The 12,770-nt window shown below is 40.6% G+C and carries 15 protein-coding genes; 1 reads left to right on the top strand and 14 read right to left on the bottom strand.

What is annotated here, in order from left to right:
• Positions 1-11 precede the first annotated feature (11 nt).
• Both RN80_RS04570 and RN80_RS04565 read right to left on the bottom strand, forming a co-directional pair.
• Positions 12-1,970 (bottom strand): peptide ABC transporter substrate-binding protein, encoded by a 1,959-nt coding sequence (locus RN80_RS04570; RefSeq protein ID WP_060627810.1) that lies wholly within the window; start codon positions 1,968-1,970, stop codon positions 12-14.
• A 202-nt stretch (positions 1,971-2,172) separates the two neighbouring features.
• Positions 2,173-3,798, bottom strand: a complete 1,626-nt coding sequence (locus tag RN80_RS04565) for a putative polysaccharide biosynthesis protein (protein ID WP_060627808.1) — start codon at positions 3,796-3,798, stop codon at positions 2,173-2,175.
• Positions 3,799-3,903: 105 nt separating this feature from the next.
• On the opposite strand from RN80_RS04565, the gene RN80_RS04560 reads away from it, so the two are divergent.
• Positions 3,904-5,349 carry a UDP-N-acetylmuramoyl-L-alanyl-D-glutamate--L-lysine ligase gene (locus RN80_RS04560; RefSeq protein WP_060627806.1) on the top strand — a complete coding sequence of 482 codons (1,446 nt, stop codon included), beginning with the start codon at positions 3,904-3,906 and terminating at the stop codon, positions 5,347-5,349.
• A gap of 46 nt (positions 5,350-5,395) precedes the next feature.
• Here RN80_RS04560 and RN80_RS04555 read toward each other — a convergent pair whose 3' ends face one another.
• The 12 genes from RN80_RS04555 to rpsF form a co-directional block, all read right to left on the bottom strand.
• Positions 5,396-5,587: a CsbD family protein gene (locus tag RN80_RS04555; protein ID WP_000051182.1), complete on the bottom strand. Its 192-nt coding sequence runs from the start codon at positions 5,585-5,587 to the stop codon at positions 5,396-5,398.
• A gap of 98 nt (positions 5,588-5,685) precedes the next feature.
• A complete protein-coding gene (locus RN80_RS04550; RefSeq protein ID WP_060627805.1) occupies positions 5,686-6,336 on the bottom strand; it encodes a DUF1803 domain-containing protein in 651 nt (216 codons plus the stop codon).
• Entirely contained in the window at positions 6,320-6,832 is a 513-nt protein-coding gene (locus tag RN80_RS04545) for a YiiX/YebB-like N1pC/P60 family cysteine hydrolase (RefSeq protein ID WP_060627803.1), read from the bottom strand. The genes RN80_RS04550 and RN80_RS04545 overlap by 17 nt, the downstream gene beginning before the upstream one ends.
• An 86-nt stretch (positions 6,833-6,918) precedes the next feature.
• Complete coding sequence (locus RN80_RS04540; RefSeq protein ID WP_060627801.1) at positions 6,919-7,854, bottom strand: manganese-dependent inorganic pyrophosphatase; 936 nt, start codon at positions 7,852-7,854, stop codon at positions 6,919-6,921.
• Positions 7,855-7,936: 82 nt separating this feature from the next.
• Positions 7,937-8,224, bottom strand: coding sequence for a GIY-YIG nuclease family protein (locus RN80_RS04535; protein ID WP_060627799.1), 288 nt, complete (start codon positions 8,222-8,224; stop codon positions 7,937-7,939).
• Positions 8,214-8,963: a tRNA1(Val) (adenine(37)-N6)-methyltransferase gene (locus RN80_RS04530; RefSeq protein ID WP_000390769.1), complete on the bottom strand. Its 750-nt coding sequence runs from the start codon at positions 8,961-8,963 to the stop codon at positions 8,214-8,216. Before RN80_RS04530 ends, RN80_RS04535 begins: the two co-directional genes overlap by 11 nt.
• A 52-nt stretch (positions 8,964-9,015) precedes the next feature.
• Positions 9,016-9,378, bottom strand: a complete 363-nt coding sequence (locus tag RN80_RS04525; protein WP_000689605.1) for a S1 RNA-binding domain-containing protein — start codon at positions 9,376-9,378, stop codon at positions 9,016-9,018.
• A gap of 1 nt (position 9,379) precedes the next feature.
• On the bottom strand, positions 9,380-10,780 hold the full coding sequence (locus tag RN80_RS04520; RefSeq protein ID WP_060627797.1) for a bifunctional Cof-type HAD-IIB family hydrolase/peptidylprolyl isomerase: 1,401 nt from the start codon (positions 10,778-10,780) through the stop codon (positions 9,380-9,382).
• Positions 10,781-10,859: 79 nt separating this feature from the next.
• Entirely contained in the window at positions 10,860-11,363 is a 504-nt protein-coding gene (locus RN80_RS04515; RefSeq protein WP_045612060.1) for a GNAT family N-acetyltransferase, read from the bottom strand.
• Positions 11,364-11,634: 271 nt separating this feature from the next.
• Positions 11,635-11,874, bottom strand: coding sequence for a 30S ribosomal protein S18 (rpsR, locus tag RN80_RS04510; protein WP_000068664.1), 240 nt, complete (start codon positions 11,872-11,874; stop codon positions 11,635-11,637).
• Positions 11,875-11,905: 31 nt separating this feature from the next.
• The gene (gene ssbA, locus RN80_RS04505) at positions 11,906-12,376 is read right to left on the bottom strand and encodes a single-stranded DNA-binding protein SsbA (RefSeq protein ID WP_000609606.1); all 471 of its coding nucleotides are present in this window, start codon (positions 12,374-12,376) and stop codon (positions 11,906-11,908) included.
• 11 nt (positions 12,377-12,387) lie between these two features.
• Positions 12,388-12,678: a 30S ribosomal protein S6 gene (gene rpsF / locus RN80_RS04500; RefSeq protein WP_001151778.1), complete on the bottom strand. Its 291-nt coding sequence runs from the start codon at positions 12,676-12,678 to the stop codon at positions 12,388-12,390.
• Positions 12,679-12,770: the final 92 nt, after the last annotated feature.

The following is a 12,770-nucleotide window of genomic DNA, read 5'->3' as shown; positions in this document are numbered from 1 at the left end:
TTGAAAAATCCTTATTTGAAATGTTTTGCCAATTCTTCTTGGGCTTTTTTATTGGATTCTTCTTTTTCTTTCAACCATTTTTCTTTAGCTTTTTCATATTCATCTTTTGTGACTGTCTTATCTTGTAATTTGAGATATTTATATGATTCAACCCCTTTATTACCAGCCAATGAATATGGTGTTGAGAAAGGAACGATTTTTCTCAATGTTGGTGTTCCACCAAGTGAAACATTTGGAATTGCTAAAGAGCTATCCACCAACCAAGCTTGGGCATCTGCATATTTTTCATAACGTTTAGCTGGATCTTGTTCCTTATTAGCTTCTTCCAACATTTGAGTGTAGACATCCAGTCCAACAGCCTTGGCTTTGTCATTGGCTTCACCTGGCTCTATACCTAGATTTTGCATCAAACCACCAGAATTAACGTTAAAGACATCAAGATAGGTTGAAGGATCTTGATAGTCTGCAGTCCAACCACCATTGTAAAGATCATAATCCTTCTGAGCTGCAGTTTGAGCGAGATAACCTGAACTATCATAGTCCTCTGTAGAAAGTTGATGAACATCAATCACAACATTATCTGCACCTAAGACAGATTCTATTGATTGCTTCATGGAATTGATTCCTTGAATTTCAGCCTTATTAGCCAAATCTATAGTTTTATCTAAGTGTATAGGGAATTGGACTCCTTTGGCTTGGAGTTCTTTCTTAGCTTCAGCAAATTTAGCTTTAGCTTTTTCTGGATTGTAGTATGGATCCTGGGCATCTGCAAAGTTGATTCCTTGCCATTCCTTACCGTAATTCACCATCTTAGAGGCTACTACTTCACCAAAGTCTTTTCCATTGATACTTACAAATGTTGGAGGAACGACGAGGTTACGCAAAATCTTAGTTGCACCCTCTTCTCCCTGAGATTGAGCCCCGTAGGCTGTACGGTCATAAGCAAAGTTAATGGCTTGACGGAAGTTTTTGTTAAGAACCGCTTCTTGTGTAGACTTCTTCTCAGCATCACTTGTTTTTGAAGTAAATTTATAAGATTTTCTATCCAAGTTGAAGTTTAAGAAGTAAGAAGTAGCATCTTGCATGCTATAGATGATATTGTCCTTATTCTTTTCTTTAATCCCTTCAAAACTTGAACTGTTCGGATAGAGACGAGCATAGCTATAAACACCTTCGGTAAAATTACGTGCTAACGCATCTTGGTCACTACCATCAAAATAAGTCAATTTGACATCATCTACAAAGACATTTTTAGCATCCCAGTAGTTAGGATTTTTCTTGTATTCGATGACCGATTTTGAAACAAAGGATTTCATCAAGAAAGGTCCATTGTACAAAATGCTAGATGGGTCTACCTTCCCAAAATCATCCCCTTTTGATTTCAAGAAATCCGCATTAACTGGGAAAAGAATGGTTGAAGTTGTTTTTGAGTTCCAGTAAGGTTCTGGTCGTGCCAAGGTATATTGAACGGTTTGGTCATCAAGAGCCTTGACTCCGACAGTTGAAAAGTCGCTTGTTTTACCAGTGATATAGTCATCTAAACCAACAACGGATTCTTGCACTAAGTACAAGGCTTCTGATTTTTTATCAGCCGCATATTTCAATCCAGTGACAAAATCTTGGGCAGTTACAGGAGCATATTCATCTCCATCTGAAGTATACCATTTAGCATCTTTCCGCAGTTTGTAGGTATAGGTCAAACCGTCCTTAGAAACACTCCAATCCTCTGCCAAAGATGGGACATAGTTCCCATATTGGTCATTTTCCATGAGACCATCTACCAGGTTGGTCACAATATCAGTAGTTGTTGCACGGTTTTCTGCTAGATAGTTCAAACTAGATGGATCACTTGAATAAACATAATTATATGTTTTTGACCCTGTGCTAGAATTTCCACACGCACTTAACAAAATACCTGCACTTAACACGATACCTGCAAGTGTTGCATACTTGGCCTTAGACTTTTTCATCTCCAGAACCTCCTGATTTAAATATTTGTCTTATTATACATTACAGGTTTTATTTAGTCAATAGTTTTTTAAGTAAAATTTAAGAAAAATTAAATTACTATCTACAAATTATAAAAAATATAATACAAATTAATAAAAAAGAGAATAATTCAAGCATTTCATGATAGAAATGTTCAAATTATCCCTTTTATTTATAAAAAAATTATTGAGAAATTCTTAATTTTGCTCGTAAGCGATTAGCTTGGGCTTGTCCAATCACCTTATCCAATAAACGGGTACGAAGACTCAAGAATCCGTAAACTCCTCCCCCCATGGCACCGACAAGAGCTACATATAGGAAACTCCACAAACGTCCACTTGGTTGGAAGACAAATCCTAAAATCCACTGCAATGTCCCAACTACAAGAAACATGAAAAGAGTTAATAAACTGATTAAAATGGTTCGTTTCAAAATCACCTTGCGCTTGACACCAGTTACCTTACAAATATCCCGATACATCAAAACATTAGGAATGATGAGACCGATTGTTGTTGAAATCAAAGGTCCATAACTGTGGAAGAGAGCGATGGTTGGAAGTTGCAAGACCAGCTTGGCAATGGAACCATAGATAAAATAGAGAACTGCCTTGCGGTTGCGGAACATGGCCTGAAGCATTGGAGACAAGACCATGTACAAGCCTAAAATAGTAGACTGCAAAACTGCAAAGACAAATAAGCCCATGGCCAAACTATCTGGCTTGCCATAGAAGACAGTATAGAGAGGTTCTCCTACCATGACTACTCCAACCGTTGCTGGTAGCAAGAATAGGAAAAGCATAGTGATGCTGTCCTGAACTAGACGAGAAGCCGCCTTCAAGTCCCCCTTGACATAGTTTTCAGTCAAAAGTGGCAACCCTACACTCCCAATCGAAACCCCAACAGAAATCAAAATCATAGTGATTTTATTAGGATTGGCTGAGAAATAAGAAAACATGACAACCAAGTCTTCATTACTATAGTTGGTAAACCAACTCATACTATTGATAAAGGTCATCTGGTCCAAAATCTGGAAAAGCTGGATAGCAGACCCTGTCAGGATAAAAGGAATGGCTTCCTTAATGGTATCGACCAAAAGACGCTTGCTGTTTATCTTATCTCCTGTTTCAAGGACTCTTTTAAGTAATCCTTCTTTGGCAAGGAAATAGATCAAAACTGCAAAACTAGCTACCATGCCGACAAAGGCAGCAAAGGTGGATTGGGTAACCGCTACTAGATAATCTCCTGAGCCCATTTTCATAATCATAAAGGTAGCTAAGAGCATCCAGATAACACGAATGACCTGCTCAGCAATTTGGCTCATGGCATAAGGTTTCAGGTTATTCATCCCTTGGAAGAAGCCTCGGATAACACTCATAGATGGGAAAATCAAGACCGCCCAAGCCAAACTCTGCATGATTGGGATCAGGTCTTTCCCTACACCCGACAAGTCTGCTAGCCATGGAGCAAAGAGATACAAGACTAAAGCAAAAACCAGACCTAGTCCTGTCATAAAGCCTAAAAAGCTCCGAATCAGGGCAAAGCTATGCTCTTCTTCTCGCATGGTATTATACTTGGCCACTTGCTTGGCCACCGCAACTGGAATCCCTGCTGTTGAAATCAGCAAGAACCAGGCATAGATATTATAGCCCATGGTGAAGAGACCATTTGCTGTAGCCGCATAAGACCCCATCCAGATATACCAAGGGATGATATAAATGGCACCGAGTAGACGACTGATAAAGTTACTAGCCGTTAGCCAAGCAGTCCCCCGTAACATCTGGGCCTGCTGGTGATTGTTTTCGTTAGACATAGATTCCTCATTTAATTTTAATCACTAGGAAAAATTCCTCATCTTCCATTATAAACTTTTCCTTGTCACTTGTAAATTTACGACTTTCGGTTTACAATAGAAAGTATGATTAAGATTGAAACCGTATTAGATATTTTAAAGAAAGATAGTCTCTTCCGCGAGATTATCGACCAAGGACACTATCACTACAACTACAGCCATGTCGTATTTGATACCATCTGTTATGACAGCCGCAAGGCCAAAGAGAAGAGCCTCTTTTTCGTCAAGGGGGCTTCCTTTAAGAAGGAATTTCTGCTTTCAGCCATCTCTCAAGGCCTCGGTTGGTATATGGCTGAAGAAGACTATGAAGTTGGTATTCCTGCTATTATCGTCAGTGATATCAAGAAAGCCATGAGTTTGATTGCCATGGAATTTTATGGAAATCCACAGGACAAACTCAAACTCCTTGCCTTTACTGGAACCAAGGGTAAGACAACAGCAGCCTATTTCGCCTATAACATCTTATCTCAAGGGCATCGACCTGCTATGTTGTCAACTATGAACACAACTCTAGATGGCGAAACTTTCTTTAAGTCTGCATTGACAACCCCTGAGAGTATTGACCTCTTTGACATGATGAATCAAGCTGTGCAAAATGACCGTACTCACCTCATCATGGAGGTATCCAGTCAGGCCTATCTGGTCAAACGTGTCTATGGTCTAACCTTTGATGTGGGAGTTTTCCTCAATATCAGCCCCGACCATATCGGCCCGATTGAACACCCTAGCTTTGAGGACTACTTCTACCACAAGCGTCTCTTGATGAAAAATAGCCGAGCAGTCATCATTAACAGTGACATGGACCACTTCTCTGTACTAAAAGAACAGGTGGAAGATCAAGACCATGATTTCTACGGTAGCCAGTCTGATAACCAAATCGAGAATTCCAAAGCCTTTAGCTTTTCAGCTACGGGTAAACTCGCTGGAGATTATGATATTCAACTCATCGGCCACTTCAACCAAGAAAATGCCGTTGCTGCTGGACTTGCTTGCCTCCGTCTCGGAGCTAGTCTTGAGGACATCAAAAAAGGAATCGCTGCAACCCGAGTTCCTGGTCGTATGGAAGTCCTCACCCAGAAAAATGGAGCCAAGGTTTTCATCGACTATGCCCACAATGGTGACAGTCTCAAAAAACTCATCAATGTTGTAGAGACTCATCAAACAGGAAAGATTGCTCTGGTCTTAGGTTCGACAGGAAATAAGGGAGAAAGTCGTCGTAAGGACTTTGGACTTCTCCTCAATCAACATCCTGATATTCAAGTCTTTCTGACTGCTGATGACCCCAACTATGAAGATCCAATGGCCATTGCAGATGAAATTAGTAGCTACATCAATCATCCTGTTGAAAAAATTGCGGATCGCCAAGAAGCCATCAAGGCAGCTATGGCTATCACAAGTCAAGAATTAGATGCTGTGATTATTGCTGGTAAGGGTGCCGATTGCTACCAAATCGTCCAAGGCAAGAAAGAAGCCTACCCAGGAGATGCAGCCGTCGCAGAAAATTATTTATAAGATAGTAAAAAAATCAAGGGAAATAAACCCTTGATTTTTTCTATTTTTATTTAAAAGCGTTTTTCAAACCTTCAACGGCACCTTCTACAGCACCTTTAGCGTCTTCAACTACTTCTTTTGCCTTAGCAACTGTCTTTTCTACAGCGCCTTCTGCTTCAGTCTTGCCATCCCCAGTAACTTTACCAAATCCTTCTTTGATAGCGCCTGTTGCTTGTTCCAATTTGTTTTCAAGTGACATATGATTGTCTCCTTTAATTTTATTCCGATATGTGTTACCGGTTACATATAGTTTATACCGAATACTAAGGAAAGTCAAACAATGTGCTCAGAAAAAAATCAGGCCAAGTAGAAAGTTAATCTTTCCTTATCAAAATCGACGGCCAACTCATACTTTCCATCTTCATTTTGGACAATATAACCTAGGACAACTAAACTGTCCACAAAGATATCACGGCGTTTCTGCATAAGCTGCTCTTTTTTGAGAAATTTCAACAAAAAAGTCGTCATATATTTGAGAGCATACTCAGGATTAACATCTCCCAAAATAGCATAAAGTTCCTGTTGTTTTTCTGTCAAAGGATACTGATGTTTGACCTTGTAGAAATAATTGGACAGGGTCATTTTTGATCTCGCAAAGTCCGTATTTTCAACTAAAATAGCAGCATTGGTTTGATTGCGTAATTCTGTCTCAAACCTCTGCTCTAACAAGGTTTGATAGACCGGACTAGCTTCGCTGACAAAAATCTCTTGATCCAGTTCAAGACTATCGAGTGATTCAAGCATGGGAAGATTAAGGTAATAACGCTTATTTTCTCGTAGAATCAAACCTGCCTTTATATACTCTTCCATGAGTTTATCAACTGCAACATCTGGAAATTGAGCCTTGATTTCCCGTAAAATCACATCCTCATGCTGGTCCAGATAGCGGATCAATTCTCTAAAAAATGGCTGTCTCGTCAAACGAGATGGATTAAAAATCTGAATCATGAAGATTCCTTTCTTTACATTCTAACAGAGGCGATGATGCCAACTGACTAGGATTGGTCCCCGGCTGGTTCAAAGGAACAGGCAGATCTAGTTCTCTGTAATACTCCCTCCAAAAATCACTAATCTCCTGCTCACCATCCCCAAATTTCATGGGAATGGTTTCAAAAATCGGTAGGATTTCTGCCATGTACTGGGAACAGTAAAAACCATGTCCATCTGGATAGAAAGAAGCATTATAAGGAGCTCCCAGATGTTTGCAAGCTCTTTCCTTCACCGACTGGATATCCATTTCTGGGTAAACATAGAGGTCGTACAAGTGATTAGACTCAAAGAAGTCTGCCGGTTCTTGACAGACAACACCAGCCTGTCCACTAGCGTGGTAAATCATCCCATCCAAATAAATGGCAACATGGTTATAGTTGCCTGTGGAAGTCTGGATGGCCTGTCCCATATCTGACTCATCTCTCACAAAAATCAAATCGCCATTTTCTAACATGCTTCACTCCTAGAAAAAAAGGAGCCGAAACTCCTTTCGATATAAGACAAACTAGCCTTTCCTAATTTGAATTGACACTCAAAATCTTAAGCATTAAAGCTTTCAGTCAATTGAGGTACCACTTGTTTCTTACGTGAAACGGCACCAGCAAGGAAGGCGTGGTTGTCTACAAGTTTAAAGTTGAAAGCTACTTCAACCTTGTCCATGTTAGCACCAAGTGCTAGGATTTCTGAGTTTGAGTTGACGATATCTGTAATCATCAAGACAAAGTCAGAGTAGCCGTTTGCTTCGTTGGCAGCTTGCATTGCAGCTTCAATTTCTGCTTGGCGTTCCAATACTTCAGCGATGTCAACTGTGTTTACTTGAGCAACACGGACATTGTTTCCGTTGAGTTCAAAAGTTTTAGCATCGATGTCAATCAATTCTTCAGCAGATTTGCTAGCCAAGTTGGTACCAGCTTTCAACATAGCTAAACCATATTCTTCCAAGTTCACACCAGCCAATTCAGCCAATTCCGGAGCAATGACTTTATCTGTTGGGTGTGTTGTTGGTGATTTCAAAAGAAGGGTATCTGAAATCAAACCTGAAAGCATCAAACCAGCAATCTCTTTAGGCACAGCTACACCATGTTCTTTGAACATACGGTAAACGATTGAAGACGCTGAACCAACTGGCTCCAAACGCATGTAAAGTGGGCTTGCAGTCTCAAAGTTAGCCACACGGTGGTGATCTACAACACCATAAACTTCTACTTCAGCGATATCTGATACAGATTGTTGGAATTCATTGTGGTCAGTCAGGATAACTTGCTCTGCACCTTCTGCTTTGGCAGAAGTGATAACACGCGGTGCTTCTACACCAAAATAGTTCAAGACAAAGGCTGTTTCTTCATTTGGAGTTCCAAGGGCAACAGCTTCCGTATCCAAACCGTAAGCTTCTTTTGCAAGGTAGGCAAAGGCTACAGATGAACCGATGGCATCTGAGTCTGGATTTTGGTGACCAAATACTAGAATCTTAGACATGATAATACCTCATTTTGTTTATTCTCTTTATTGTAGCATTTTTTTCGCTTTTTGACAAAAGTAAGAGGAGTCAAAGGGCTCCTCACGATTCTTCAAAATAACTAAGTAAATTTCTATCTTGATTTTCAGATAAAAATGTTTCCTTCTGTGGCCTCTTCTTACGCTTGAGAAGGGCTTCTGCCGACATGGCTTCTTCCTTACTGGAAAAACCTTGAGCATAGATGAGTTTGACTGGCAAGCGTGCTCGTGTGTATTTGCCTCCCTTCCCACTATTGTGGACAGCGAGGCGTCTTCTCACATCAGTCGTATAGCCTGTATAGTAAGATCCATCACGACACTCCAGCACGTACATATAAGCCTTATGATCCATAGTAAATCTCTTCAAGTTCAGGCGTATAAGAGCCATCATCATTGTGAACAATTAGAGGTGGTAAGACCTTAAAGCCGCTTGTTGAACCATCCTTGATAGCCTCAATCAAAAGCATATTGGCTTCCTTTTCTCTTTTTGGATAAACAAACTGCAGGCGCTTAGGAGCTAGATTATGCCGTTGTAAGCTGTCCAAGATATCTAAAAGTCGATCAGGACGATGAACCATGGCCAAGCGTCCATTAGATTTGAGAATACTCTGGGCACTACGACAGATTTCCTGCAAATTGGTCGTGATTTCGTGGCGAGCCAAGAGATAATGTTCACTCTCGTTCAGATTAGAATGAGGATCCACCTTGAAATAGGGTGGATTACACAAAATCATATCCACCTTACTTCCCTGGATGTAAGCAGGCATATTTTTCAAATCATCACAGATGACCTCCATCTGCTCTTCTAAACCATTCAAACGGACAGAGCGTTCAGCCATATCCGCCAAACGCTCCTGAATCTCAACAGCCAAAATCTGTGCCTGAGTCCGAGTGCTAGCAAATAGCCCCACTGCTCCATTTCCAGCGCAAAAATCCACTATCAAGCCCTTTTTAGGAAAACGTGGAAAACGTGACAAGAGAACACTATCCACCGAATAGCTAAAAACCTCTCTATTTTGAATGATTTTGATATCTGTCGAAAAGAGCTGGTTAATGCGCTCTCCTGATTTTAATAATTGTTCTTCTTCCATGGTCTTATTATAGCAAATTTATATTAACATTACAAAAGATAGAGATTTCTAACTAGTGCTTCTGATTCTTCAAATGTTGAAGAGCTTCCTTAGTCCAAATTGGCATCATTCGTTTAAGAGGCGCAAAGCCATAGTTAAAACGGTCGCTCGAAAAGCGTCTCCGTCTCGGAAACTGGTGTTTTTCTTCCTCCAAAGTGCGGATAGAAAGGCTGGCTTTCCCTGTAAATTCATCTAAATCCACTACTTGAACTTGAACCTCTTCATCGACTTTCAAGGCTTCTTGGATATTTTCAATAAAGCCTGTCCGAATCTCTGAAATGTGAATCAGCCCCGTATCACCCGTCTCTAGCTCAACAAAGGCACCGTAGGGCTGAATCCCTGTAATACGCCCCTTTAGCTTATCACCGATTTTCATCTTAGTCCTCGATTTCAATTGTTTCAATCACGACATCTTCAACTGGCTTGTCCATGGCCCCTGTCTCAACAGCAGCTATGGCATCCAAAACAGCGTAAGAAGCTTCATCAGCTAGCTGACCAAAAACAGTGTGACGGCGGTCTAAGTGAGGGGTTCCACCTTGGTTGGCATAGATTTCCGCAATCGGTTCTGGCCAACCACCACGAGCAATTTCTTTCTTAGAATATGGCAGGTGTTGATTTTGGACGATAAAGAACTGGCTGCCGTTGGTATTTGGACCAGCATTGGCCATAGAAAGAGCACCACGAATATTGTAAAGTTCTTCTGAGAATTCATCCTCAAATGATTCGCCGTAGATTGACTCGCCACCCATACCAGTACCAGTTGGATCTCCACCTTGAATCATAAAGTCCTTGATAATACGGTGGAAAATGACACCATCATAGTAGCCATCTTTTGAAAGAGCTACAAAGTTAGCTACTGTTTTAGGAGCATGTTCAGGGAAAAGCTTGATACGCAAGTCTCCGTGATTGGTCTTAATAGTCGCGATAGGACCTTCTACTGTTTCAATGTCTACTTGTGGGAAATACAATTCTTTTTCTACCATACCAAATCCTTCTAAGGCACCAAAAATGCCATCTTCTTCTAGTGTTTTTGTTATATAATCTGCTTTTTCTTTGATGTTATCATGAGAAATTCCCATTGCAACGCTGATTCCAGCATAATCAAAGAGTTCCAAGTCGTTGAGGCCATCTCCAAAAACCATAACGTTCTCTGGTTTCAAGCCAAGGTGTTCCACAACCTTTTCCACACCCGTCGCTTTGGAGCCTGAAATCGGCACAATATCAGACGAATGTTGATGCCAACGAACCATTCGAAGTTTGTCTGAGAGACTATCAGGCAAGTGCAAGTCATCTCCCTTATCTTCAAAAGTCCACATTTGATAGATATCTTCTTTTTCATGAAAATCAGGATCTACATCTAAATCGGGGTAAATTGGATTGATAGCTTCACTAATCATATCGGTGCGAGTCGACAACTTGGCATCATGACTCCCAACCAAGCCATACTCAATTCCCTCTTGCTTAGCCCAAGAGATATACTCCTCAACATCTGACTTCTCAATCTGATGTTGATAAATAACCTGACCTTTTTTATCTTCAATATAGGCACCATTTAAGGTTACAAAAAAGTCAGGCTTGAGCTCACGAATCTCCGGAACGACACCAAAAATCCCTCGTCCAGAAGCAATACCTGTCAAAATTCCTTTCTCACGTAATTGCTTAAAAACAGTTGGGATTGAAGCTGGAATAAAACCTGTCTTTGAATTTCGCAATGTATCATCAATATCAAAAAAGACAATCTTGATTTTCTTTGCCTTGTATCTTAATTTGGCATCCATCTCACTACCTCTTTCAATCTAACTCTTTCCATTATACCATAAAGTAGCTAAATCCCCTATTTTCAAAAAGTTTCCCGTTTTATTGTAAGTCCTTGGATAAGTATAAAACTAAATCATTATCATTTTGACAACTTGCACCCATTTCTAGCGGTTTATTTCTATACCACACACCTGTCCCATCTGGAATGTAGCCCCGTCTGATATACAATCTCTGGGCAGGGCCATAGCCTAAGTGCAAACCTACACCAAGAGTGACCTTACTCGAAACAAACTTGACTCGTTTTTCTGCTTCTTCTAGCAGTTGATTCCCAATCCCTTGATTTCGAAAAGGCTCAAACACATTAAAATCTGATAATTCTGGATAGACTTCTGCAAAAGGACCATGTTTAGCAGAGGGCAAAATGGTAACGTAGCCCGCTACAGCACCATCAATCTCTGCAACTAAGACTTCTCTCTCCCCACTTTCCTGTTCCAGAAAATATCTAGCCAAAATTTCCTCTCTACCAGGCCAACCTTGATTCATAAATCCATGAGATAAGGATTCAATATCAGACTTAATCATATTTCTAATCGTGCAATTCATCTTTGACTTACCCACCTGTATTCTTTCTATTACCATTATAGCACGCCAAGTTCAGAAAAAAACTATCTCGTGAAAAAAGACCCAACCGGGTCTGAAAAAGAGGTCCACTGGACCCCAACTCGCTCTCTCATTTCAAAGCTCGTGAAAAAAGACCCGTCGGGGTCTTAATTCGCTTTCTTGTTTTCAAGCTCATGAAAAAGAGGTCCACTGGACCCCAACTCGCTCTCTCATTTCAAGGCTCGTGAAAAAAAGACCCGTCGGGGTCTTTTCTTTAATCTTCGTTTACGAAAGGCATCAAAGCCATTACGCGAGCGCGTTTGATAGCTGTTGTTACTTTACGTTGGTTTTTAGCTGAAGTTCCTGTTACACGACGAGGAAGGATTTTCCCACGTTCTGAAACGAAACGGCTAAGAAGCTCAGTATCTTTGTAATCAACATATTCAATTTTGTTTGCTGCGATGTAATCAACTTTTTTACGGCGTTTGAATCCGCCACGACGTTGTTGAGCCATGTTTTTTCTCCTTTATAATTTTAGTTGTCCATTAGAATGGTAAATCATCATCTGAAATATCCAATGGATTTGTTGCTCCAAATGGATTTTCATCACGTGAAAAGTCTGGTACTGAATTTGTAGGCGCTGAATAGTTTGCAGTTGGTGCAGAATAAGCTCCACCTGTGTGACCTTCACGCACACTACGGCTTTCCAACATTTGGAAATTCTCAGCCACGACCTCTGTCACGTAGACACGTTGTCCTTGCTGGTTATCGTAACTACGAGTCTGGATACGACCTGTCACCCCGATAAGTGAGCCTTTTTTAGCCCAATTAGCAAGGTTCTCAGCCTGTTGGCGCCACATAACGACATTGATAAAATCAGCCTCACGTTCGCCATTTTGACTCTTAAATGTACGGTTTACTGCAAGAGTAAAAGTCGCAACTGCTACATTTGATGGGGTATAACGCAACTCAGCGTCACGTGTCATACGCCCTACAAGTACAACATTGTTAATCATAGTTTACCTTCTTACGCGTCAGTTTTGACGATCATGTGACGAAGAATGTCAGCGTTGATTTTTGAAAGACGGTCAAACTCTTTAAGAGCTGCGTCGTCGTTTGCTTCAACGTTAACGATGTGGTAAAGTCCTTCACGGAAATCTTTGATTTCGTATGCAAGACGGCGTTTTTCCCAAGATTTTGATTCAACAACAGTTGCACCGTTGTCAGTCAAAATAGAGTCAAAACGTGCTACCAAAGCGTTTTTAGCTTCTTCTTCAATGTTTGGACGAATAATATAAAGAATTTCGTATTTAGCCATTGATATGTTCCTCCTTTTGGTCTAATGACCCCAAGACTTTGCAAGGGGTAAGTGAGGTTCGCTCACAATAAACTATTATACTAGAAAACAAT

Origin of the sequence: Streptococcus mitis (assembly GCF_001281025.1) — a bacterium.
GTDB lineage: Bacteria > Bacillota > Bacilli > Lactobacillales > Streptococcaceae > Streptococcus > Streptococcus mitis_AK.
Note: the sequence above shows the minus strand (reverse complement) of the source record. Positions and strands in the feature narration are given on the sequence as shown.